General features: G+C 43.1%; 20 protein-coding genes. 15 read left to right on the top strand and 5 right to left on the bottom strand.

Translation table 11 applies throughout. The annotated features are described in order from the left end of the window. Positions 1–51 precede the first annotated feature (51 nt). Together G458_RS0115160 and G458_RS0115155 are read left to right on the top strand one after the other, a co-directional pair. Entirely contained in the window at positions 52–1,734 is a 1,683-nt protein-coding gene (locus tag G458_RS0115160; protein WP_026952640.1) for an AMP-binding protein, read from the top strand. A 90-nt stretch (positions 1,735–1,824) separates the two neighbouring features. Continuing rightward, positions 1,825–3,204 carry an MATE family efflux transporter gene (locus G458_RS0115155; RefSeq protein ID WP_026952639.1) on the top strand — a complete coding sequence of 460 codons (1,380 nt, stop codon included), beginning with the start codon at positions 1,825–1,827 and terminating at the stop codon, positions 3,202–3,204. 233 nt (positions 3,205–3,437) lie between these two features. On the opposite strand, the gene G458_RS0115145 is transcribed toward G458_RS0115155, so the two are convergent. Beyond that, on the bottom strand, positions 3,438–4,253 hold the full coding sequence (locus tag G458_RS0115145; protein WP_026952638.1) for a peptidylprolyl isomerase: 816 nt from the start codon (positions 4,251–4,253) through the stop codon (positions 3,438–3,440). A gap of 152 nt (positions 4,254–4,405) precedes the next feature. Between G458_RS0115145 and G458_RS0115135 the strand changes: the two genes are divergently transcribed. From G458_RS0115135 to G458_RS0115080, 12 genes are all read left to right on the top strand, one after another. Then, a complete protein-coding gene (locus tag G458_RS0115135) occupies positions 4,406–5,605 on the top strand; it encodes a CotH kinase family protein (protein ID WP_026952637.1) in 1,200 nt (399 codons plus the stop codon). 106 nt (positions 5,606–5,711) lie between these two features. Continuing rightward, a complete protein-coding gene (locus G458_RS0115130) occupies positions 5,712–6,485 on the top strand; it encodes an MlaE family ABC transporter permease (RefSeq protein ID WP_026952636.1) in 774 nt (257 codons plus the stop codon). Positions 6,486–6,492: 7 nt separating this feature from the next. Beyond that, a complete protein-coding gene (locus tag G458_RS0115125) occupies positions 6,493–7,236 on the top strand; it encodes an ABC transporter ATP-binding protein (protein WP_026952635.1) in 744 nt (247 codons plus the stop codon). Next, the gene (locus G458_RS0115120) at positions 7,233–8,219 is read left to right on the top strand and encodes an MlaD family protein (protein ID WP_026952634.1); all 987 of its coding nucleotides are present in this window, start codon (positions 7,233–7,235) and stop codon (positions 8,217–8,219) included. The genes G458_RS0115125 and G458_RS0115120 overlap by 4 nt, the downstream gene beginning before the upstream one ends. Positions 8,220–8,427: 208 nt before the next feature. Further along, positions 8,428–10,071: a TldD/PmbA family protein gene (locus G458_RS0115115; RefSeq protein WP_026952633.1), complete on the top strand. Its 1,644-nt coding sequence runs from the start codon at positions 8,428–8,430 to the stop codon at positions 10,069–10,071. A 15-nt stretch (positions 10,072–10,086) separates the two neighbouring features. Then, on the top strand, positions 10,087–11,403 hold the full coding sequence (locus tag G458_RS0115110; RefSeq protein ID WP_026952632.1) for a TldD/PmbA family protein: 1,317 nt from the start codon (positions 10,087–10,089) through the stop codon (positions 11,401–11,403). A 111-nt stretch (positions 11,404–11,514) separates the two neighbouring features. After that, a complete protein-coding gene (locus tag G458_RS0115105) occupies positions 11,515–12,153 on the top strand; it encodes a DUF4159 domain-containing protein (protein ID WP_026952631.1) in 639 nt (212 codons plus the stop codon). A 7-nt stretch (positions 12,154–12,160) separates the two neighbouring features. Further along, positions 12,161–13,153 carry an AAA family ATPase gene (locus G458_RS0115100; RefSeq protein WP_026952630.1) on the top strand — a complete coding sequence of 331 codons (993 nt, stop codon included), beginning with the start codon at positions 12,161–12,163 and terminating at the stop codon, positions 13,151–13,153. Then, on the top strand, positions 13,143–14,012 hold the full coding sequence (locus G458_RS0115095; protein ID WP_026952629.1) for a DUF58 domain-containing protein: 870 nt from the start codon (positions 13,143–13,145) through the stop codon (positions 14,010–14,012). The genes G458_RS0115100 and G458_RS0115095 overlap by 11 nt, the downstream gene beginning before the upstream one ends. Continuing rightward, positions 14,009–15,151, top strand: coding sequence for a BatA domain-containing protein (locus G458_RS0115090; RefSeq protein ID WP_026952628.1), 1,143 nt, complete (start codon positions 14,009–14,011; stop codon positions 15,149–15,151). The genes G458_RS0115095 and G458_RS0115090 overlap by 4 nt, the downstream gene beginning before the upstream one ends. After that, positions 15,148–17,319 carry a hypothetical protein gene (locus tag G458_RS0115085; RefSeq protein ID WP_026952627.1) on the top strand — a complete coding sequence of 724 codons (2,172 nt, stop codon included), beginning with the start codon at positions 15,148–15,150 and terminating at the stop codon, positions 17,317–17,319. The genes G458_RS0115090 and G458_RS0115085 overlap by 4 nt, the downstream gene beginning before the upstream one ends. Beyond that, positions 17,316–18,932: a hypothetical protein gene (locus G458_RS0115080; RefSeq protein ID WP_026952626.1), complete on the top strand. Its 1,617-nt coding sequence runs from the start codon at positions 17,316–17,318 to the stop codon at positions 18,930–18,932. Before G458_RS0115085 ends, G458_RS0115080 begins: the two co-directional genes overlap by 4 nt. Positions 18,933–19,135: 203 nt before the next feature. Here the strand turns inward: G458_RS0115080 and G458_RS0115075 are convergent, their stop codons facing one another. From G458_RS0115075 to G458_RS0115060, 4 genes are all read right to left on the bottom strand, one after another. Then, positions 19,136–20,518, bottom strand: a complete 1,383-nt coding sequence (locus G458_RS0115075; RefSeq protein WP_035468354.1) for a glycoside hydrolase family 30 protein — start codon at positions 20,516–20,518, stop codon at positions 19,136–19,138. Between the two features lie 113 nt (positions 20,519–20,631). Beyond that, the gene (locus tag G458_RS0115070; protein WP_026952624.1) at positions 20,632–21,732 is read right to left on the bottom strand and encodes an alanine racemase; all 1,101 of its coding nucleotides are present in this window, start codon (positions 21,730–21,732) and stop codon (positions 20,632–20,634) included. Between the two features lie 117 nt (positions 21,733–21,849). Continuing rightward, positions 21,850–22,341, bottom strand: coding sequence for a hypothetical protein (locus G458_RS0115065; RefSeq protein ID WP_157359820.1), 492 nt, complete (start codon positions 22,339–22,341; stop codon positions 21,850–21,852). 68 nt (positions 22,342–22,409) lie between these two features. Further along, a complete protein-coding gene (locus G458_RS0115060; protein ID WP_157359818.1) occupies positions 22,410–22,919 on the bottom strand; it encodes a hypothetical protein in 510 nt (169 codons plus the stop codon). A gap of 380 nt (positions 22,920–23,299) precedes the next feature. Here G458_RS0115060 and G458_RS0115055 point away from each other — a divergent pair. Then, on the top strand, positions 23,300–25,173 hold a 1,874-nt coding region (locus G458_RS0115055), incomplete at its 3' end, for an MBG domain-containing protein (protein WP_026952621.1).

Here is a 25,173-nt window from a genome sequence, read left to right as displayed (position 1 = left end):
AAAGGATTTTTAAGTAATTGAAAAAGATAAAAACCCCGAAATAGACCAATTATGAGTGATTTTCCTTGGATTAAAAATTACCCACCTTCAGTCGACAAAACTGTCAATGTCACGGCTTATAACAGCGTTTGCGATTTATTTGAGGAAAGTGTCCGGAAGTTCAGTAATGAAGTAGCCTTTGAATGCATGGGTAAAACCATGACATTTAAGGTGTTGGACGAGTTAAGCGCAAATTTCGCAAACTACCTTACCCAAGGACTCAAACTCGAAAAAGGCTCAAGGGTAGCCATTCAGATGCCCAATACGCTTCAGTACCCCGTGGTGATGTTTGGAGCTCTTCGAGCCGGAATGGTGGTCGTCAATACAAATCCTTTGTACACACCTGCTGAGATGAAGCATCAGTTCAATGACTCAGGGGCTGATGTGATCGTAATTGTTGAGAACTTTGCTTCCAACTTGGAGAAAATCAGAAATGAAATATCTGCCAAGAAAATCATTACAACTGAGCTAGGAGATCTACTTGGAGGACTAAAAGGCACCATTGTCAATTTGGTAGTCAAGCATGTCAAAAAGATGGTTCCGTCTTTTTCCCTTCCGGGTTCAATTTCCCTGAAAAAAGCCTTAGCTGAAGGTTCGAAGTTTTCTTTCAAACCTGTGAAGACTTCGCTTTCAGATCCTGCATTTCTACAATACACCGGAGGTACCACTGGCGTTTCGAAAGGCGCTGAATTGACTCATGGTAATATAGTGGCTAACATGCAGCAGATTTCAGCTTGGATGAAACCAAGACTGAAAGAAAGAGAGGAAATTGTCATAACTGCGTTGCCTCTTTACCACATTTTCGCACTGACGGTAAACTGCCTGGCAATGCTTAAAATTGGTGCTCATAATGTGCTGATTACCAATCCAAGGGATATGAAAGCTTTCATTGGAGATTTAGCCAAAAAGAAATTCTCCGTGATCACAGGAGTGAATACTTTGTTCAATGGATTGCTTAACCAGGAAGCATTCAAAAATCTGGATTTTTCGGGGTTGAAAATTGCAGTCGGTGGTGGAATGGCAGTCCAAAAAACTACTGCTGAAAAATGGAAACTCGTCACTGGGGTTCCTTTGGCTGAAGGTTATGGACTGACAGAAACTTCTCCAGTGGCTACCTGTAACCCGATTGATGGAACAGAAAAGATCGGAACTATCGGAATTCCACTTCCTAACACAGAAGTGATGGTGGCTGATGATGATGGGAATGAAGTTCCTTTGGGAGAAAAAGGAGAAATCTTTATCAAAGGTCCTCAAGTCATGAAAGGCTATTGGAATAGGCCTGACGAGACTGCAAAAGTTATGCATGGAGAATGGTTTAAATCCGGTGACATTGGAGTCATGGATGAAAGTGGATTCTTCAAGATCGTGGACCGCAAAAAAGAAATGGTCTTGGTTTCCGGATTTAATGTTTATCCCAATGAAATTGAGGACTGCATAGCTTCTTGTCCAGGGGTTTTGGAGGTAGGTGTCATCGGGATGCCAGATCCTAAGTCCACTGAAAAAGTCGTGGCTTATGTCGTGAAAAAAGATCAAAGCCTAACCTCTGAGCAAATTATCAATCATTGTAAAGAATCATTAACCAATTACAAGGTTCCTAGGGAAGTCTATTTCACAGATGAATTGCCCAAAACCAACGTGGGTAAAATTCTTCGTAGAAAAATCAAAGAAAACCATATTGAGGCCATTGGTTCTTGATTTAATTCTAAAATAACAGCTTGAAAAACCGCCAATTGGCGGTTTTTTTGTTTTTTTGAGGCCCTCAATTTTAAAACGAATATTTTTCCAATGACTTGGCAGCTAATCAAAGAAGCAATTCTCGGTAAAGAGCAGGATTTTACACGCTTGCCTTTGAAAACGGCCATTTTCATTTTGGCGATTCCAATGATTCTGGAAATGATGATGGAGTCAGCCTTTGCGGTGGTGGATATTTTCTTTGTTGCCAAGCTTGGGGAGCATGCCATAGCTACGGTGGGCTTGACCGAGTCCGTAATTGTGCTGACCTATGCCATAGGATTTGGAATCAGCATGGCTGGGACTGCTTTAGTTTCCAGAAGGTTTGGGGAAAAAGAATTTGAAGAAGCTGGTTCAGCCACTTTTCAATTGCTTTTGGTAGGAGGGGTGATCTCCATATTTCTTGGAGTCGGAGGATGGATTTTTGCTGAGGATCTTCTTCGGGTTATGGGAGCAGAGGAAGCAGTGGTTCAATCCGGGAAAACTTATGCCCGGATCGTTTTTGCGGGAAACACAGCGATTATGCTGTTGTTCCTCTTAAATGGAGCATTTCGGGGAGCTGGTCAAGCACATCATGCCATGCGCTCCCTTTGGATAGCCAATGGGTTGAATATTATCCTTGACCCACTTTTTATTTTTGGAATTGGAGCCTGGGATGGCTTTGGATTGGACGGAGCAGCCATAGCCACTACTTTGGGAAGAAGTATTGGGGTGGTATATCAGCTTTACCACTTGTTCAACGGAAAGCATAAACTCAAGATACTTAGGCAGAACCTCCAGATTAATTGGGAAACGGTCAAAAAAATCATCGATCTCTCCATCGGGGGGATGGGTCAGTTTCTGATTGATTCAGTTTCTTGGGTAGCACTAACCCGGATGAATGCAGAATTTGGGTCGGCAGCCTTGGCGGGATATACCATTGCTTTCAGGGTTTTGATTTTCACGATTCTACCTGCTTGGGGCTTGTCAGGAGCCGCAGCTACATTGGTAGGGCAAAACTTGGGCGCCAAAAAAGTCAGAAGAGCCGAGCTGGCCGTTTGGCTGACAACACGGTATAATGTGATTTTCATGGCCTCCGTGACGGGTATTTACCTTTTGTTTAGCAAACAGTTAGCAGGAATATTCACGGATATTCTGGAGGTCAGAGATGTGGCTGCCCAGGGACTTTGGGTGATTGCCTTGGGTTACATATTCTTTGCAGTAGGAATGGTGCTTACTCAAGCTTTCAATGGTGCAGGAGATACCAAAACTCCAGCTTGGATCAACACCGGCGTTTTGCTTTGTCTGGAAGTTCCTTTGGCTTACTTCCTAGCATTTCCTATGGGGATGAAATACTTGGGAATTTTTATAGCCATCGCATTTTGTCATTCTTTTCATGCTTTGGTGTCCTTGTATTTCTTCCGAAAGGGAAAATGGAAAACGAAGGTGGTTTAGGAGATGAGGGAAGGCTTCGATTTCGCGACTCTAGTTTCTCAAATGCTCAGCCTGACAGGCAAGAGGCAAAAGGCAAAGGGCAAGAGGCAATGAACAAGAAGCAAGGGGCAAAGGGCAAGAGGAAATGAACAAGAAGCAAAAGGCAAATGGCAAAAGGCAAAGCTTCGGTCTTCCCGCTTCGGTCTCCGGTCTTCCATCTCCCGTCTCCGGTCTTCCCGCTTCCGTCTAAACTCTCAATCCCTCAAAATCCTCATTTTCAAAATTCTAACCTCCGTCAATGGCCGGTCCATAGAATTGGTTTCGACTGCAGCCATGGCGTCAATCACTTCCAAGCCGCTTTCTACTTCTCCAAAAACCGTGTAGTTCTGGTCCAAATGGGGAGTTCCTCCGATGGCTTTGTAAACTTCCCGATGAGCGGCAGGAATTTGATAGCGTTCAAAATCCGCATAACTCCGCTGAATTTGCGCCCATTTCCCTGATAAGGATTTGATTAAAAGCGAGTCTTTGATTTCGCGAGCTTGCAAAAGTGAATCTTGAAGCGGCTTGAATCTTGGATCATTGGTAGCCAAATGGCTAGCGAGCATTTGATTGATCCGGTTTTCATTGTGGTTTAGAAGGCTATCATTCTGGATTTTTCCTTGCACGATATAAAATTGCGTGCTGCTGGAAGCTCTTTCAGGGTTGTTGGTCCGTGCAGCTCCCAAAGCTCCTTTTTTATGGAAAAGCTCAGGCTTGATTTCTGCAGGAATTCTATAATTGAGATCATTACCTCCCAAGGTGTCCTGAAATGATGCCATTTTGCTTTTTGGGTCCCCGGCTTGAACCATGAAATTTTCAATGATTCGATGGAAAAGTAAGCTGTCATAAGTCCCACTTTGAACAAGCTTCACAAAATTGTCCCGGTGTAGGGGAGTTTCATCGTAGAGTCGCAGAACGACGGTTCCATAGTTGGTGGTCATTTCTATCCGAACTGGAGGATTTGGCCTGAAAATTAGGCTTAAATCAAAAGCCAAAAGGAAAACGACTTGAAAGAGAATTTGCAGGTTCATGCGGAAATGATTTCCGGAAAAATAAGGAGTTTCAATGCCAAGAAAAAAAACTGTTAGCCAGAAAGTTTCCTCTTTAAAATTGGCTGAAGTTCAATTCAACTTTTATAAAGCTTTATTTCTGGTTAAATTCCATTAAATCAATTGGAAATGTAATGCTTAGGAAGCTGGCTCTTTTTTTAATTCTGGTATTTGGTCTTTCAATTTTTGAGACCTTGGGCCAGGAATCCAGCTCAATTGACAGTCAGCTTTCTTTTTCAGACCAATCCCAAAAAATTGAAAACCTCATTCAATTGGACTTAGCTCCCAGAGATTTTATCCGATTGAGACAAGTCACCGGGAAAAAAGAGGGCTTTAATGCAAAAAGCTTAAAAATCAACGGTCAGGAAGTTGTGCCTACGGATGTCCATTCCCGGGGACAGACTACTCTTAGTTTTCCCAGAAAAAGCCTAAGCATTGATTTGGAGAAACCAATACACTTTTCAAGGAATGAGAGAGAAACCAAACTAAAGCATTTGATTTTGTTGAGCCTGGCGATGGATAAGTATTATATCCGAAACCGCCTTGCCTTCGGGATGATGCAAGAGATCGGGTTGATGAATTATTTTTTCAGCTATTCCAATCTAGAAGTCAATGGAACTAGTCAGGGGATTTATTTACTGGTAGAGAGGCCTCAAGATTGGGCAATTCATAAAGCAAAAAGTCCCATCGTGATCAGAAGAGGCTATGGTCATTCCATAGAAAAAGCAAAAACCTCCAAAACACTTTCTAAATCCGAAGCCAAAGAGCTTGAGAATTCTTTTAAATCTATTTACCAGCTGCTGAAAAATGAATCAGGTTCAAATCTTTACGAATCTCTTGGTCAAAAGCTTGATTTGGAGAATTATATGAGCTGGATGGCTTTTAATTTCTTGGTGAGAAATGGAGATTATGCAGATGAGGTGTTTTTCTATATCGATCCCGAATCGGGTTTGTTCAAGATCATCCCCTGGGATTATGATGATATTTTCTCTGCGTTTCCACATGAGGGAAAAGCTGCACAGCGCTCAAATCCAACCGCCTATATTTTTTCAAAGGAGGATGAATTGGATAAAAAAATCGCTGAGGATGAGTTTTTGTATTCCAAGTATTTAGAAGTAGTAAAGGACATCGGTTCCAAGCTTTCGGTAGCCAAATTGAAGGCCATATTCGAAGAAACTTACGCCGAGTTATATCCTTATTATACTCGTACTGAGGTTCTTCAGAATGCAAAAGATGACCTCTATCCCGATGCCTATTTGGAAAAACTCCAACAAGAGCTGGCCTCTGATTTTCTGATGATTCAAGGAGCATTGAAGTTACTTCCGAAAGACTAAATCTGGTTTTGCAGGAAGAGTTCGAGTGATTTATATCAGGTTCTTAGGTGATCTTCCTTTTCCAAATTATTGGAGAAGTTGGTCAAATTTAAAAAGATAAAAATGTATGGGACTAGCCAAAAAGATCGAAAATCCATTCTTTAAGGAGGTCGGGGAGATCTCCAGATTTACGGCGAGATTTTTCCGTGAAGCGACCAAGCCTAAGCAAGAATGGGATGAATTTATAAATCAATGCTATTGGATTGGGTTTAAGGCTTTGACCTTGGTAGGCATTACCGCGTTCATCATGGGCCTAGTTTTGACGATTCAATCCAGGCCGACTTTGGTGGAGTTTGGAGCCGAGTCCCTTTTACCCTCTATGGTATCGGTTTCCTTGGTTCGGGAAATTTCCCCGGTGATTACTGCTCTGATATGTGCCGGAAAAATTGGTTCTGGCATAGGCGCCGAGCTGGGCTCCATGAGGGTGACTGAGCAGATAGACGCCATGGAAGTATCCGGCACGAACCCTTTCAAATATCTCGTGGTGACACGGGTATTGGCTGCGACGGTCATGGTCCCTGTACTTTCCAGCCTTGCCATCGCCATTGGGCTTTATGGCGGGTTTTTGGGGGTGAATATGAAAGGCGATGTGAGTTGGACCTTGTATTGGCATCAAGCCTATAATGCATTGATTTATGGGGATTTTCTTCCCTCAATTATCAAGACAATTTTCTTTGGTTTTGCCATCGGAATTGTGGGTTGTTATAAAGGATATTACAGCCAAAAGGGAACCGAGGGTGTGGGGAAATCTGCTACCACAGCCGTGATAGTGGCCTCTTTGATGGTTTTTATCCTTGACCTTATTGCGGTACAGGTGGCGGATATTTTGGGTTTAACTTAAATCAGCAATGGATAAAAAACCCATCATCCAAGTCAGCAATCTGAATAAATCATTTGGTGAAAACCATGTCTTGAAAGATTTCTCGCTTTCCCTTTATGAGGCAGAAAACTTGGTGATTCTTGGCAAATCGGGTTCAGGAAAATCTGTATTGATCAAGTGCATCATCCGCCTAATTCATCCAGACTCAGGCGAAATTATGGTTTTGGATCATGATATCAGCGAATTGGAACAGGATGAGATGGATCATTTGAGAGCAGAGGTGGGATTTCTGTTTCAAAGCAATGCCTTGTATGATTCTATGACAGTTCGCCAGAATCTACTTTTTCCTTTGAGAAAGCATTGGACAAAGGAGGAAAGACAGGATCATGCAGAATCAGCAATCCAGGAGGCCTTAGAGGATGTGGGCTTGGCTCACACGATCGATATGATGCCCGTTGAGCTTTCAGGAGGAATGCGAAAAAGGATTGCTTTGGCCAGAACTCTAATCCTGAAGCCGAAAGTGATTCTTTATGACGAGCCAACTACCGGTCTGGATCCCATCACTGCTCGAGAAATCAGCGAATTGATGAACAGCATTCAGAAAAAATATAAAACCGCAGCCATTATCATTTCCCATGATCTGAACTGTATCCGAATGACAGGAAACAGAATCATCATGCTTATCGATGGGAAAAACTATGCGGAAGGCACCTATGAAAATCTTCTCCAAAATGAAGATCCAAAAGTCAAAGATTTCTTTGAAGGACTATGAAAAACGAACGAAAAATAGCAGATGCAAAACTGGGAGCGATGGTGATTGCCGGGCTGATATTCTTGGTTTTCTCACTATACATGATCGGGAAAAACCAAAACATCTTCGGTACCTCCATGACTGTTCTGGTTCATGTGAAGGACATAAATGGGCTTTTGCCAGGAAGTAATGTGAGATTCAAAGGCATGAATGTAGGAACAGTCGCAGGTATAGAAATGCTGAATGATTCCACCATTGAAGCCAAGCTTTTGGTCCACAAGTCCATGGCACAATATATTCCCAATAACTCCAAAACCACCATCAATACTGATGGATTGATGGGAAACAAGATGATTCAGCTTCATCCCCAGGAAGAGTTTACTAGTTCCATCAAAGAAGGTGATATACTTTATCCTTTGGACCAGGTGGGTACAGAAGAACTGCTGGACAAATTGGATGTATCCGGAAATTACCTTGAAACCACTCTTCGTAATTTGGCCGATGTTTCCCAGAAATTGAATGAAAGTGAAGCCATTTGGAGGACTCTTTCTGATTCTACCTTGGGAAGAGAGATCAAAACTGCAATCCGCTCCTTCACCATTGCCGGAAATAACGCAACTGCTTTGGCAAAAGAAGGGAAGAATCTACTCTTGGAAATCAAAGAAGGTGATGGCCTTGCCTCTTCCTTGATCTCTGACACCTCAATGGTCAGCAGTTTTCAGCATACCCTAAGTCAACTGGATCATTCCACTGAAGAAGCTAAATTGGTCATGAGTGAATTAAAGCTGATGCTTCAGGAAATTCAGCAGGGAGATGGTGCCGCGGGGATGGTGCTAACAGATTCTGTTTTCAGATCTGTATTGATGGAAACTTTGATCAATCTGGAAGCGAGCACTCAGAGTTTCAATGAGAATATGCAGGCCTTGAGATCCAATTTCTTGTTTAGAAGGTATTTCAAAAAGCAGGAGAAAGCCGCCCAGAAAGCTCAGAGAGACTCTATTTGAAAAAACTGGATCAATTTAAAATTCCCATGATGGATGCTGTAATCCCCGATTAATAAAGCGGGACAGGGATTATTTACATTTTTACGGGGCTTTTTTTCCTCCAATAATCCCAATCTACCGCAATTGTAAGATTCCGGTTGAAATCAGTTCAGATTAGGGTTACTTTTAAGGAAAGAGAACTTTACCTAACCATTAAACAAGCGATACTTTGAAAAGAAGAGACTTTATCCATCTTTCAGGGCTTGGTTTGGGGGCAATGATGATTCCAAGTTTGGCAGCATACAGCAAGCCTGTAGCTGCTGAGTACCTGATGACTCCTGGAATGGATCCTGCCGCTAAAAAAATCCTTGCGGATGTTGCCCTAAACACCACCAAATCCCTGGGTGCAACCTACACAGATGTCAGAATCGGAAGATACCTTCAGCAATTTCTGTTTACCCGAGAGAAAAACGTTCAGGGAATCACCAATGCCGAATCTTTCGGCGTGGGCATCCGAGTGATTGCCAATGGAACCTGGGGCTTTTCGGCCACCTCAGATGTAACTCCGGATGGCATTAAGAAATGCGCAGAAACAGCTGTGGCGATTGCCAAAGCGAATTCCAAACTTCAGAAAGAACCGGTAGAACTTGCTCCGGTACAATCCTTCGGAGAAGTGAGCTGGAAAACTCCGATTCAAAAAAATGCCATGGAGATTCCGGTAAAAGACAAAATTGATCTTTTGCTTTCCGTGAATAATGCGGCTTTGGACAATGGCGCTGCTTTTGTCAATTCGGCGCTTTTCATGGTCAACGAGCAGAAATACTTTGCTTCAACGGATGGTTCGTACATCGATCAGGATATCCATAGAATCTGGCCAAACTTTACCGTGACTGCTGTCAATCGTCAAGAAGGATTGTTCCGTTCCCGACAGGCACTTTCTGCACCGATGGGCATGGGCTACGAGTATCTGGACGGATTGGCTTCCGAAAAATTCATGAATCCGGCCGGTTTCAACAGCTATCGAAATAGCTATGATATGGTCGAAGATGCCATTGGAGCCGCCAAGCATGCCAAAGAAAAACTGACCGCAAAGTCAGTTTTGCCAGGCAAGTACGATTTGATGCTTGACCCAGATCATTTGGGATTGACCATCCACGAATCAGTAGGACACCCGCTCGAATTGGACAGAGTATTAGGTTATGAGGCGAATTATGCCGGAACCAGCTTTGCAACTTTGGACAAGTGGGAGACTAAGTCTTTCAAGTACGGTTCAGATAAAGTAAATATCGTTGCGGACAAGGTTCAGCCAAATTCCTTGGGCAATGTAGGCTGGGATGACGAAGGTGTGAAAGCCAAAGAATGGGATCTGATCAAGAACGGCGTATTGGTAAACTACCAGGCTATCCGCGATCAGGCCAAAATCATCGGGGAAAAAGAATCTCACGGTTGTTGCTTTGCAGACAACTGGAGTTCGGTTCAGTTCCAGAGAATGCCAAACGTTTCTTTAAAGCCTGGCACTGAGAAAATGAGCCCACATGACATGATCAAAAACATCGAAAAGGGGATTTATATCCTCGGTCGTGGTTCTTATTCAATTGACCAGCAACGGTACAATTTCCAGTTTGGAGGCCAGTTGTTTTACGAAATCAAAAACGGGGAAATAGCCGGAATGCTTGAGGATGTAGCTTACCAGTCCAATACTCAGGAATTCTGGAATAGCTGTTCTGCGATTTGTGATAAAGATGATTACCGTCTTTTCGGATCTTTCTTTGACGGAAAAGGTCAGCCTTCGCAGGTTTCTGCAGTATCTCACGGCAGTGCAACCACCCGTTTTGACGGAGTCAATGTAATTAACACCGGTAGATCCATCTAAATCAACATCAACACCATGGCTATACTTACACAAGCAGAAGCAAAAGCAATAATCGATAAAGTTTTGTCCTATGCTAAAGCTGATGAAACCGAAGTAACTCTAAGTGGAGGACGTACCGGAAACATTCGCTATGCAAGGAATACAGTGAATACGAGCGGGGAAACCAACGAAATTAGCCTCAGCATCACTTCCGTTTACGGAAAGAAATCAGGATCAACCAGCATCAATGAGCTGGATGATGAATCCCTGAAAAAAGCCGTAGCCAGAGCAGAGGAGATCGCCAAATTGGCACCTGAAAATCCGGAATACATGCCCATGTTAGGACCGCAATCCTATGGTCCTGCCAAAACTTTCTCATCGGCAACTCATAACATCAATCCGGATTATCGGGCTCAATTGGCAATTGACAGCATTGCCCCTTGCGTGGAAAACAACCTGACCGCTGCGGGATATTTAGAGGATTTCTCCGGATTTGTTGCTCAAGGAAACAGCAAAGGCCTTTTTGGCTACAACCAGCGTACTGGAGTGGATTTTACTGTTACGGTAAGAACTGCAGATGGAACAGGTTCAGGCTATGCAGGTCGGGATTTCAACGATGCCAGTCTGCTGAAGGCAGGGGAAGTGACCAAAATCGCTGCCCAAAAAGCAATGGCATCTACCAATGCACAGGCGATCGAACCGGGAAAATATACCGTGATCCTTGAACCGATGGCGGCCAATGATTTGCTTCGACTTTTGACTTTCGGATTAGATGCCCGTAGTGCAGATGAAGGCCGGAGCTTTATGAGCAAGAAGGGTGGAGGAACAAAATTGGGCGAAAAGCTTTTTGACGAAAGAGTAAACATATATTCTGACCCCAATCATCCGGATATTCCAGCCTCTCCATGGTCTGGGGATGGACTTCCCTTGGAAAAGACTACCTGGGTAGAAAACGGAGTGGCCAAAAACCTGTTTTACTCTCGATATTGGGCAGAAAAACAGGGTGTAAAGCCTGTTCCTAGGCCTCAGGGAGTAATTTTCGAAGGCGGTGATCAATCGCTTTTGGACATGATCAGAAATACTGAAAGAGGGATTTTGGTGACCCGATTCTGGTACATCAGAGCCGTGGATCCCCAGACTTTGCTCTACACCGGTCTGACCCGTGATGGTACCTTCTATATCGAAAACGGACAGATTAAATTTCCGGTGAAAAACTTCCGTTTCAATGAAAGCCCGATTATCATGTTAAACAACATTGAAGCTTTAGGAAAGCCTGAGCGAACTGGCGGTAACATGATTCCTCCGATGAAAATCAGAGACTTTACCTTTACTTCATTGTCGGACGCCGTTTAATTTGATAGTCTGTCCATATCTGTAAAAAGTAAGTGGTAAGTGGTGAGTAGTAATTTAGAACTACTTACTTTTTACCACTTACTGCTTACTGCTCACAGTAATTAAATCAAAGTGACTGCTAACTGGAAACTACCAACTGGAAACTTCTTTTTCACTCGAATCAAATACAATTCCGGCAATTGGGATACGGATCAGCGTATGCCGTCCAATTTGCTGAATAGCTTGGTGGAATACACCACGATTCCAGTGGATGAAAAGGAGCGTGTCATAGAATTAAGTAGCGAGGAGATCTTCAAAAGCCCCTTTTGCTACCTCAGTGGGCATAAACTGGTGGAGTTTTCTCAGGTAGAAAGAAAGAATTTCAAAACTTATGTGGAGCAGGGGGGATTTGTCTTTGTGGACGATTGCAACCATGACATTGATGGGCTATTTGCCAAATCTTTCGAGGAGGAAATGGCCAGAACCTTCGGCTCTACTGCCTTGAAGAAAATCCCCAATGACCACTTTATTTACCGTTGCTTCTTCGAGTTTGAGGACGGCCCTCCGGCCACATCTTTTGAATTGAATGGATGGGGAGATGACCTGGTTCACGATTACCTGAAAGCCATAGAAATCAATGGAAAAATCGGAGTGCTGTACAGCAATAAGGATTATGGCTGTGAATGGGACTACGACTTCAGAAACAAACGCTTTCTCAAAATTGACAATACCCGGTTCGGTGTGAACATCGTGGTATATGCTTTAACCTAAACCAACCTTGGAAACAGAACTACTACACTATCAAGCTCTGGTGGATAAAATTCCCCAGCTGAAAAAGGAAATTGCCAAAGTCATTGTAGGCCAGGAAGAAGTCTTGGATGAGGTGATCATCACCCTTTTGGCGGGAGGACATTGTCTTTTGGAAGGGGTGCCTGGTTTGGCAAAAACTCTGATGGTCAAAACCATCTCTGAAGTCATGGAGATGAGCTTTAAGCGAATTCAGTTTACTCCGGATTTGATGCCGGGGGATATCTTGGGTACAGAAATCTTGGAAGAAGACCACAGCACCGGCAAAAAGTTCTTTCAGTTTACCCCGGGCCCCATTTTTGCCAATATGGTTTTGGCGGATGAGATCAACCGGACTCCACCTAAAACTCAAGCTGCTCTTTTGGAAGCCATGCAGGAGAAAGTGGTCACCTATGCTGGGAAGAATTATGCCTTGCCGGATCCTTTTTTGATCATTGCCACCCAAAATCCCATTGAGCAAAGCGGCACCTATCCTCTCCCAGAAGCTCAATTAGATCGCTTTTTATTGTATATCAAATTGGGCTATCCGACTGAAACCGAGGAGCTGGAAGTCCTACAGAGAACTACCGGAACTTATAAAGTTCAACCTGAAAAGGTTCTGAACTCTGATGAAATCAAAGAGCTTCAGAAGTTAACCCGTGAGGTTCATTTGGATTCTTCCCTTTTGAATTACATCACAAGGCTTATACGCGCCACCCGATTGGAAAATACCACAGTTCCGGAAGTGAAAAACTATGTGGAATGGGGGGCAGGAACTCGTGCAGGCCAGGCTTTAGTGCTTTGTGCCAAAGCCAGAGCTATCGTAAAAGGCCGATTTTCGGTGATTCCCGAAGATATTGAGCACTTGATCTTCCCAGTGTTGAGGCATAGGATTTCTCTGCATTTCCGAGCTGAAGCAGAGCAATTGGACGCTGATTATATCATTGGTAAAATCTTAGCTCAGACCCCGATTCATGCCAAGTAATCTGGAGATCATCAAGCTCAAAGACCTAAAACTCTCTGCCAGACTAATCTCTGAGCAGTTGAGACAGGGAATTCATTCCGGCATCCGAGTGGGAGTGGGGAGTGAGTTTGAGCAATACCGGCATTATCGTCCGGGTGATGATCCCAACCGGATTGATTGGAAGTATTTTTCCCGTTCAGGGAAATACATGATCAAAGAATCTACCACGGAAAGCCACTTGCATATCCGATTGATGCTGGATCTTTCAGGCTCCATGAATTATACTGAAGAAGGAGTTTCCCGTCTGGAATATGCCAAAAATCTTCTCGCTAGTTTGGCGTATTTGGCCTTTCTTCAAGGCGACTCCCTCAGTTATTTCACGCTTTCCCAAGGGAAAATTGAACAAAAAGTAGGGCCCAGTCCCAAAAGCTTCCAAAGGATACTTTTTTCCCTGGAAAAGGAAAAAGCGGAAGGTTCTTGGCCATTAAATTCGATCCCTGAAGGCTTTGTTCAGGGAAGAAATCGGGAATTGGTGATTTGGGTGTCGGATTTTTTGCAGCAGGACTCCGAATGGGCACAGCTTGTCAAAGAGTTTCAGCATCCAAGAAAAGAGCTCATTTTGGTTCAAATTCTGGGAGAGCAGGAATTGGATTTCCAGATGGATGGAAATTTTGTGTTTCAGGATCTGGAGACCGGTAAAGAGTTTATTCAGGATTCAAAATCCGTCAAAGCTGAGTATAATCGAAGGTTTCAGGCGTATTTGAAGCAATTGGATCAGGAGTTTCTCAGCTCCCAAACTCACCTAATCCGAGGATCCCTGAAAACGCCTTTGGCAGAGATGGCTCGCAATATTCTAAATCAAAAACGCTTTGGAATATGACTTGGGTGACTCCTGTGTTCTTTTGGGGGCTTTTGGGAATTTCTGTTCCCATTTTAATTCATCTCTGGAGTGGGAGGAAAGGAAAGGTAATTTCTTGGGCTGCCACTGCTTGGCTTAATCCACAGGAATCCCAATCCTCTCGTTCTTTAAAGCTTGATCACAGACTATTGTTGCTGGTTCGGATTTTACTTTGGATTGCGCTAATTCTCCTGTTGGTGGGAATTTGGTGGAAGGGATTTCTTACGTCTGAGGAAAAAGCAATTGTCCATGGAGTAGCTCCGGATGAGAAAGTTGCAGCCGAATTTCGCTTTGAGCTAAATCAAGCCCAGGAAAGGGGGGAAAGAGTCGTATGGCTGTCCGAAGGTTTACCCTTATTCGACCTTGAAGCGAAGGGATTGGAAGGTTTTGATCCCAATGGGCTTCAATCCTATTTGGATGAATTGATGGCGTATAGCGATGCTGTTCATTTGTATATGAAAGGGCTTTCTGATGAATTTTCTCAGTCGAGTTACTGGATCAATTCTGAACCAATTTTCCACCTTTCTCAGACTGTCAAGCCAAAGCATTCAGGATTCTCGATTCAATTGGATTCGGGTAGATTTCTTGGGATTAATACAGAAGGATTTTTAGAAACAAAGGAGCAAAATGCTTATCGCCAAGTGGCCTTGATTTCTCCGATATCGGTCAATTTGGAAAATGTGGAGGTGGGAAAAAAAGAGATTTTAAAGGCCAGTCTTGAAGCGATTACAGAGGTTTATGGACTTCAGTTTTCTGAAAGTAATTTGCCTGATGCTAAGATTATTTTTACTTCAGGTCAAGATATAGAAAGCTCAGAAAATCAATTGGTTTTACGTACGGAGTCCTTGGGAAAACATGCACTTTCCAACCCCGTGCAACAGCCGTGGGAGGAAGTAGTACAGAAGGGAGTTCTTCCGGAATTGATACTGAAAAAAGTATTGCCTCACTTCGGGATTGATCCCGATTCCCGAAAGCTTTCCCAAGCACAAATTGCCCAAAAATTTCATAGAATTCCTGAGAGTAAAGTCGCTAAGATTTCAAATTCCTCTGAAATAATTCTTCTATTAATTCTGGCTCTATTCGGATTAGAGCGGTTTCTAGCTTTTCGATCAAACCAGTGAAAACATTAGCCCGACATATTAAATCCATAGAAACTCAGCTTGCAATCAACAAGTGGTTGAAAGGGTTTTTGTTGGCCCTGATTCTTGGAGTTTTGGCGACCCTGGTTGGGATTCATGAGGGGATAAGATTGGGGATAATTGGAATAGGAGCAGGTGCTTTTCTTTGGTTGTTTGGAGGCCTGAAATCTCAAAGGAAAGAAGCCCTGCAATTAATCCATCAAAAAGCCGGTAACCTGGAATTCAGCTTGGAGCTTTTGGAAAAGCCTAGTCTGAGCCTGGCGGAGAAGCTCCAATCAGATAGAATTTCCAAACAAATTCCACCAAAGATTTGGGTCTTTTATTCTGGTCTTTGGCCCTTTCTTCTCGGTTTAGCTTTGGTATATGCCTCTTTTTTGGCAATTGATCAATTTAACTATGGTGGAACTGAACCTAATTCAAAAAATCAAGTAGAATTGGCTGAACTTGGTCTTCAGGCTGATGAAGAGGTGGTTTTACTTCAAAAATCCAAAGTACAGATTCAATCCCCTTCCTATACTGGAATTCCTATTTCCACTCAAGAAGACCTAGAAATCAAAGCTATACGTGGTTCTTTGTTGACTTGGGATCTGGATTTTAGAGCAAATGAAGACTTAGAAGTCTTTTTGGTGAATTCCGCAGGGGAAAAGCTGAGGTTTACCAATACAGGTTCAAGCTTTCAGTTAAAAGAGGAATTATTGAGTTCAGGAGTCTATTCTATTTTGGCACAGCGAGATAGTCTCAAGGTTTATCAATCTGATTTTTACACCTTGGAATCCATCGAGGACAAAAGCCCGGAAATCCTTCCGGAAGAAAAGGAAACGTACCGGTTCTTTTTTCCGGGAAATAACCCAAAGATCCAGCTTCAGGCACAGATCAAAGATGACTTCAAAGTTCAGGAAGTGGTCTTAGTAGCTACTTTAGCCCGGGGAAAAGGGGAAAATGTAAAATTCAGAGAAACCCGGTTTCCTGTCGAAAATCAAGCATTTACTTCCAAAACCTCCCGATTTACCCTAGATGTATCAGCCATGGAATTTCAGCCGGGAGACGAATTGTATTACTATTGGGCCGCGATGGACAACAAAAGTCCGGATCCCAACTTTTCCAGAACAGACACCTATTTCATCAAGTATTTTGATGAAAAAGAAGACAATGGAGCTGCGATGGAGGGAATGGCCATTCAGGTTTTGCCGGAATACTTCCGAAGTCAGCGGCAGATTATCATTGACACTGAAAAGCTTTTGGCAGAGAAATCCAAAAAGTCCACCAAGGACTTCAATTTTACTTCCAATGAAATTGGCTATGACCAAAAGCTGCTCAGACTTCGCTATGGACAGTATCTAGGAGAAGAGTTTGAATCAGAAGCCGGAGGATCCATTGAGGAAGCAGAAGATGGGGATTTATTGAGAGGCTACATGCACTTACATGATCAGGAGGGTGAGCATGATCCGGACTTTAAGCCAGCAGAACCGGCTCATACGCATGCAGAGGAAAGTCCATCTTCTCAGGGTGGTGGAGGAATCGAAAGCTTGCTGATGGAGTATATTCACGGGCATGATTCGGCCGAGGAAAACACCTATTTCGAGCAATCGACCCGAGGTGCATTGAAAGCTGCCTTGGAACAAATGTGGCAGGCAGAACTTTATTTGAGGCTGTTCGAACCAGAGAAGTCTCTTCCTTTCCAATACAAGGCCTTGGAAATGCTTAAGACTGTCCAGCAAAAATCCAGAGTCTATATCAAGCGAACCGGATACGATCCACCTCCAATTAAGGAGGAAGAAAAACGACTCAGCGGAAAACTGGAGGATCTGGAAAAGCAAATCGTGAAGGATAGGGTCGTTTTGGACCAGCAAATACAGCCATTAGCCTCCAAAGCTTTGGGATACCTGAATCAAACAAGTCTAGGTACCGAAGAAAAGTCCAACCTTCGAAAATTGGCTGAGCTTTGGACTCAGCGCATGCAAAATACCCAACTGGATGACTGGAACTTACTGCTTTATTTGCAGCAGTGGGAAGCTGGAAAACTTGACTCAAAAGGGAAAAATTACCTAAGAGAGAAGCTTTACCCTTTGGCCAAAAATTATAAAAACCCTTCAGCTTCCTATTTGGGAAATGAAGCGCTCATTAATGCATTCCGGAAAAATCTGAGATGAACCTATTCTTCCAACCTTTAGTCTCTTGGCCCTTTTTTACCGGGATCTTATTCTTGCTGACTTTGGCTGCTGGATTTCCTATTTTCTTCCAATGGAAAAGAGGGAAGTCTTTCAAAAGAATTGCCGTTCGGATTATCCTTTCCCTCTTGTTTTTATTGGCATTTTCCATGGCCGTGTTAAGGCCTGCACGCTCTAGCACTGGGACGGAGGAGGGAATATTGGTGTATGGAAGCGGAGTGGAGAGAGACGAACTGAACTTCTGGAAGGATAGCCTTCAACTTCGAAAAGCGGTTGCCCTAAAAGACTTTGACCAAGGTTCAGAAAAGGTTTATCTACTGGGTGATCAATTTGAAAGGGAGGAGTTATATCCATTAAAAGGGACGGAATTCACCTGGATTTTGCCCGAAAGGAATGGAATGCTTTCGGAGGTTTCTTGGAAAGGATTTCTCAGAAAAGGAGAAATGCAGCGATTAAGCTATAAAGTGTTTTCTGAAAGTTCTCAAAAAAGCCTAGCAATTGAAGGAATTGACGAAACCGAAACTACCCTATCACAAGGCTGGAATACCGGAAAAATGGAATTTCAAGTGGCTGGCTTAGGAAGAATAGAATTTCCATTGATCATGGATTCTGATACCCTGGCTTGGTTGCGGTTTTACGTGGGTCCGTCAAAACCCAAGAAATATCATTTCATTTCTGGATTTCCGAATCCGGAATTGAGAAATCTAAGTCAATGGCTTAAGAATAAGGGGGAAAAGGTGACAGAGGAAATCCAAGTTTCCCGTGACACCCAACTTCAAAGTGCCGAGTCCTCGGATTCACTTCAGGTGATTTTTTTAGAAGCAGGACAATTGGGAAGAAAAGATGTTCAGAATCTGGTGAAAAATTCCGAGGTAGCCTTGGTCGTTTGGAATTTGTCCAATGCCCCTGAGACAATTCAGTTGGTCAATCGTCTTTATGGGACTGATTTCGAACTGGAGAAAACCAGCCAAGAAAGCAGCAGGGTTTTGGAAAATGGTGCAGAGGCTTTGCCTTATTCTTTTCTCGAAAAACCTGCTCAAAAAATACTGCTCCAGGATTCCTGGGCAATTCAGTTCCCTTTTGGTAATCCCATTGCGATCGCCTTGGTAGAAACTTCCTTTCCGCTTTTTCTTCAGGGAAATGAATTGGCCTATGAAAAACTCTGGAGTGAAGTAATCAGTCAATTGGAACCAGAAGAAGAGAAAAGCTGGAGATTTGAAGCTCCTGTTTTGGCAGAAATAGGTCAAGAATTGGAATTATATCAACAAGACAGTTTGCCTTCAGAATTGATCTTACTTGGCGATACCCTTTTTCTGAATTCAAATCCAGTGAATCTTTTTTTAGCAAAAGGAAAGATTCCTTTCAAAGACTCTGGATGGATTCAAGTGGGGTATGATTTGGATATTTATGCGTATTCGGCCGATGAATTTCCAACCCTTTTCAGTTCGGAGTATGTCCGGGAGATGGAGGACGCTACTTCTTCTCTCAATTCCCCCCAAAAAGAATCCCAGCAAACCATTTCTCCGTGGATCTGGCTTGCAGGGATGTTATTGAGTTTAGGAATGCTTTGGCTTGAACCCAAGCTGGATTTTTGAATTTCTGGGGTTGTAATATTTAGGAACCGAAAATAGGTTGAAGAAGGTGGCTGATGTCGGTTGTCTGTTTTCGGTTGTCTGTTTTCGGTTGTCGGGTGACCTATGGCTAAAGAGGGGTATGGGTTGTCGGATAAGGATTGCCAAAAAGCTTAATCCTGAACAGCACAATAATAGATTATTCAGCCTCGTAAATCTTAAATTCTTTACCAAACCCAAGTTCCCACAGCACCGGGATTCAATTCAGCCAAAATTACTTTCTCCTTTTCCTTGATCTCAAAGACTTGTTTTTCCTTGGAGTCATTCAAGACGATCAACACTTTTTTCCGGTCAGGTCTTTGAAAGGCCACATGGGATAAGCCATCCAGTTCATTGGAATCAATTCTCACCGAACCGGGCTCCACAAACTTGCTGGCTTGGGCAATAATGTAATAAGCTGAATTTCTGGTCACCTCATTTCCGTCAATGGTAATCGCTCCCAAACATCTATCGCAACCTCCGCGATCGGTATGTGGGGTAAGGCTAGGGTTAGAGCTTAGGTTCCATTCCAAGACGGTTCTGGCCCAATTTCGAGTTCCTCCGATAATCAGGTTTTTAGTATGCCAAGCCAAATCTCCAGCTAGGTCTCCCGGAGCTCCTACCCACTGTTCGGTGAAGTAGATGTTTTTATCCGGAAAGGCCTGATGCACATCGCTTAAGGCTTCGATTTTCCCTCCATATAAATGGAAAGCTGATCCATCGATAAATGGATTGGCCAAAGAATCGCTCAAGACCGCAATCGGATAATCCGGTCTGTCTGCATTGTGGTCGTAAACAATGATTTTGGTGGATATTCCAGCTTCCTGAAATGCTGGGCCTAAATGCTGCCCGATAAAACGAGCCTGTTGCTCAGGAAGCATAAGTAGGGAAGGATTGTTGCCGGGATGTAAAGGCTCATTTTGAATAGTCAATGCATGAATCCTGATTCCTTCCTTTTGCATCGCCTGAATATACTTGACCAAATACTTTGCATAGGCAGGCTCAAACTCCTCCAGAAGTGATCCTCCCCGAGTATCCTTATTGTCTTTCATCCAAGCCGGAGGAGACCATGGGGAAGCCATCAACTGAAGATCTGGATTAATCTTTAAAATTTCCTTCAAGACCGGGATGACATCCAAGGTGTCGTAACTCAGACTAAAATGTTCCAACTCTGGATCTGTAGCCAGAGAATCTTCCAGATCATTGTACGAAAATGGGAATTCATTCAAGTCAGAGGCGGCAACTGAAAGCCTCAGATAGGACACACCGATGGCATTTCCCTTTTTTCCGAAAAGCTCTTCCAGGATAGAACTTCTGGCAGAATCTTCCATGGATAATAAATGCTTGGCAGATCCCTGACTCAAAGTGTAACCAAATCCATCGATAGATTGAAAGGAGGTTTCGGGATCGACTAGGATGCTTTGAGTTGGGGATTCTGAAATATCATAATCCAGAACCTTTTGGAAAAGGATTCCTGCTTTAGGATCTGTTAGCCAAAGTTCAAATTGTTCTTTTGGTTTGGAGCAGGCAATAGCCAGAAGCGAAAGCAGGAGGAAGGGTAGTTTTTTCATATTTGGGTAAAAAAAGCCTTGAAGGGTTTTCAAGGCTTAAGTTGTAGGAATTGCAAAAGGAAAACAAGAAGGGCAGATCAATATTTTCGAAAGCCCTCTGCCTTCACCAAAGGTCATTTCCCCTCAGCATGATCAATCCATTTTCCATCCAAGCTCAGGTAAGCTCCCATACAATCCGCGGTCATGCAGGAGTGAATGGGAAGAATCCCCAAAAGATCCCCGATTTGAACAGAATTAATAAGCGAATCAGAAGCTTTGATCACTCCGTGTTCTTGGGAAATGCTTTTCAAATACGAGCGTTCGGGTAAAATCGACCAGCCGTTTTCATGGAGAGCTACCACCTCTCCAAAATTTTTATTTCCCTGAGCATCCACCAAAACATCCTTGGCCAGATGTACTCCACCGCCATGTACCAATATCTCCTTTCGTTCTTTTTGGATATCTACAACCGGGACAGCCAAACAGACAGCAATATCCTCTTTGGAGCAGCTTCCTAATTCAGCCTGCATCAGATCAAAAAAAACGAAGTTACCCGGCCCTAATTGATCCACATCTCCGAATTCATCCATGACAGCACAGCCGGGCGTATCTCCGATGCGGGTTGCTAGCTTGGGGAATTCAGTTTGGTATTTCAGCTTCAGCATTTGAAGGGCTTTTCGGCTTTGGTCATAGATTTCATCCTTGTTGGGCATGTAATAAGTATGACCAGGATGAAGGTAAAAGCCTTTGAAAGTCAGCTTATCGGAAGTCTTGGAAATCCGCATGATTTCCTCAATAGTGCCAAAATCCGAAACATTGACCCCAGTTCGACCATAGCCCGCGTCGATTTCAATAAAGAAGCCGACCGGATTTGTCAGTTTGGATGCCAAAGTTTTCGCCGTTACAGGATTGACGATTTGAACGGATAGAGATTGGTCTTTGGCCAGCTCATTCAGTTTGGACGTTTCCCGGATATTGAAAGGAAAGGCAATGTGTATATTTTCCCAACCCTGTCCACACAGATAGGCGGCCATTTTGATGGAAGAGACAGTGATTTGTTTGATGCCATATTCTTTGGCCCAATTTCCGATTTCATGGGATTGAGCTGTTTTCCAATGAGGAACCAATTCCTTTCCGTGCTTCTTGGCCTTTTCCGCCATTCGCTTAATGTTGGCCCGGGTGATTTTTTCGTCAATTAAAAGTGTGGGAGAGGAAATATGATCTAGGTAAGACATGAAAATGTTTTGGCTTGGGTTGGGTTCAAATTTTGATTTGAAAGATACTAAAGGCAAAGTATTGCCCATAGAAAAAGCCGGAATATACCGGCTATTATCTTGGGAAGAATGGTTTCTTTATTTAAAAAGTCCTTTTCCTAAATCCATCAATCCACCGAGGCCCGAGCCTCCATTTCCTCCCATCAGACTCCCCAGTAGGTCGGTGGCAGAACTGGAACCTTTACCACTAAGAAGATCCCCGATGGTGTCCCCGATGCTGCTGTTGCTCATCGGAGCATCGTTTACTTTTTTGTTAAACAAATTCATCAACATCGGCAAAACGGCAATGCCAATTGACATGGCCTTTTCCTTAGAAATTCCCAGTCGTTCCATCAATCCTCCGGAAAGATCCCCGGCAAGGGATGAAATTGCCGAGCTGGAAGAGGGAGTGTCTGCTCCTGAAAACATTTCTTTAATGGCTGAAAAATCGCCGGATTGGGCTTTTTGCTGCAAAACGGAGGTCAAAGATTCTTTGATCGCTGAGGTGGTATTCGGTCCTTCATCCAAACCTGAACTTGACAAAATATCTTTCAAAGGCCCATCGGCCATACTTAATAACTGATCTAACATGGTGATTATACATTTTGGTTAATCCCCAATTTTTCGATTTTTCGGAAATAATGAAAGAAAAATTTAATTTAATTCCAGCCTGCCAAAAGCCGATTCATGACTTCAATAGGCAAAATATAGCTCAAAAGTGGATCATTGGCTTTGTATTCACTGAAGTACCAAAGCTGTGAGTTTTGGGCGGAGGAGGCGATCAATGTATTTTTTAGATCAATGGAAAATCTGGAATTCACTGGATCAAAAACCACTTCCTGGCCAGCATAGGTTTTTTCAAAACCTTGGTGCAGTAATCTGATGTCATCAGGGTTTTTGTAAAGTTTTGGATTGACATGGACTTGGATCGTCATGGAATAATCCACGGGGATATAGCTGGTGTCAGCTAGGATAAATTCAGTTTTAATTCGAAGAATTTCAATTTCGGAATAGTTGAACCTCATGCCTGAATCATTTTCCATCTGTTTGTACATCTGTTCCAACATGGCTTTGGGGGCATAGTTGAAAATTTTAGGATTCATCATCTCCAAGACTGACTTCCAATCCTTGGCTTGGGTGGCATTGAGATAGGATTGAGTGGACTGCATTAGAAATTTTTGGTCCACTTGAGCAAAGCTAAAGGACCCTAGGAAAAGGAAAAGTAGAAGCGAGAAACCTAAAATTCGGTGCATTCTTCTAAGGTAAAGAAATATTTTTGATCCAATCTATTGATAATAAAACGATTAGGGTGTTAGGGTCAAAAAAAGCGGTTTCTGGTTCGTTATGAAATAGGTTTTTGGGTTGCCGCTCGTGTAAAAAACATAAAACATGGTTTAAAAAGCAGAAAAAAGTATAAAAAATACATAAGGCCTATTTTTTATTTGAATTCTTTTTCTAACTTTTGAATCCCTTTGGCCTTGATTTTTAGAGAAATAGGCGGTGTAATAGGCAATGGGGCATTTATCACCAAACCAAAAATGCCATTTATATGGGAAAGCTTTTACTCAAATCGATTCAGTCCCTGTTCTTTGGAACGCTTCTTCTGCTAATAGGAGGATGGAGCGTAGCTCTGGGGCAAGCCACGGTCACCACGGATAAGGATGATTATGCTCCGGGTGAATATGTAATTATCACAGGTACAGGTTGGGAACCCGGAGAACGGGTGGATTTTCATTTCGAAGAAACCCCCAAACCCGAAACCTGTTCCAATTCCCATGATAATTTTGCCATTGCAGACGCGAATGGCAATATCCGATATGATGGATTTTTGATTAAGGAAAATCACCTAGGAGTTCATTTTGTACTGACGGCTACAGGTGAAAGCTCTGGGAGAACGGCAGTGACGGAGTTTACGGATGATGCTTCACTTGTCGTAAATGGAAATGCTAGTGTTCCAATTTCAATGGACGTATCGGTAGATAAAGCTGCTAATGCGGCTTCACCAGCATTTACAGCCATTGGGAATGTTATTGTACGAGAAGCGAATGGTACTCAAGGGAAAAATGATTTTACTACTAGTTTTAGTCAAATTGTTTTATCGGCACCTAGTGGATGGGAATTCAAAACTTCTGGTGTAGGAGTTTCTTATACGCCAAATTCTGGAACTCGGGATATTGCTTCTGTTTCAGTCCTAAGCTCAACTGCTTCTACAATAACCATTTCGGTTTCGGTTACTAGTTCTGGTACTTCCGTATCAAATACAAATGACCAAATTACTATTAGTGGAGTAGAGATTAGGTCTACTAATGGTAACTTATTGCCAAATAGTGGCTCAATAGTACTAAGTTTCACAGGGACACTAGAGAATTTAAGCTCGCCCCAGAATATAGTCTCTTTAAATCAGGTTGCAGGTGCTGTAAGTAATTTCCTTGTGGAATCATCTGTAGGTGGAAATATTCCTAACCAAATTGCAGGTACTGCCTTTAGTGTAAAGGTAACGGCAAGAGATCAATTTAATCACACTGTTACTGGATTTAGTGGAGGAGGAAATAATGTTGCAATTTCCTCTAATGCGACACTTACTTCTGGATCAGGTAATACGTCAAATTTTTCCAATGGGATTTTAGCCTCACATAGTGTAACAATAAATCCTGCATTTTTAGGAGCAACAATTACCGCCACTAAAAGTGGTGTTTCGGGCACTAGCAATTCTTTTGATGTAACTGGTAGTGCAGGTTCTGTAGGAACTGTTTCAGTTGGTGCTCAATCAGGCATATCCGTTTATGGTACTGCAAGTGCACCTACTTATGCCATATCTTCAGTAAGAGGTAGTAATGGTACGGTAAATGGGACTTATAGTGTTTCTGATTTGCCGACAGGTGTTACATCTGGAGGCTTTACACCTTCCGCGACATTTACTTCAACAGGAGGTAATTCATTCCCAGGAGCTACATTAACTCTCAATGTTGCTTCAAATGTCCCTGCAGGAACGTACAGTTTTACAGTTTCACTGAGTGATGGAGGAACTCCAGCAACTGCTACTGGTACTTTGACAGTTGATAAAGCAAATTCATCTATTAGTGTAAATTCAGCGGGACCGTTTACCTATAATGGCAATCCACAGGGACCTGATGCGGTGACCAAGTCAGGATCTACCGGAGCGGTGACTTTTAGTTATGTGGGCGTTTCAGGAACTTCTTATCCTGCAAGCGCCACTAAACCTACCAATGCAGGAAATTATGAAGTGACTGCAACATTGGCCTCAGATGCGAATTATAACGGGGCGGTATCGGTGCCATTGGCTTTTGAAATAACCAAAGCGGATGCGGACATCACCGTCACGGGTTACACCGGCGTGTACGATGCGGCAGCTCACGGAGCGACAGGCACCGCCCTAGGCGTGGAAGGAGAAACGCTGGCAGG

The sequence above is a fragment of the Algoriphagus mannitolivorans DSM 15301 genome (assembly GCF_000429425.1).
GTDB lineage: Bacteria > Bacteroidota > Bacteroidia > Cytophagales > Cyclobacteriaceae > Algoriphagus > Algoriphagus mannitolivorans.
The sequence above is the reverse complement of the archived record's forward strand: the minus strand, read 5'-3'. Positions and strand labels throughout refer to the sequence as shown.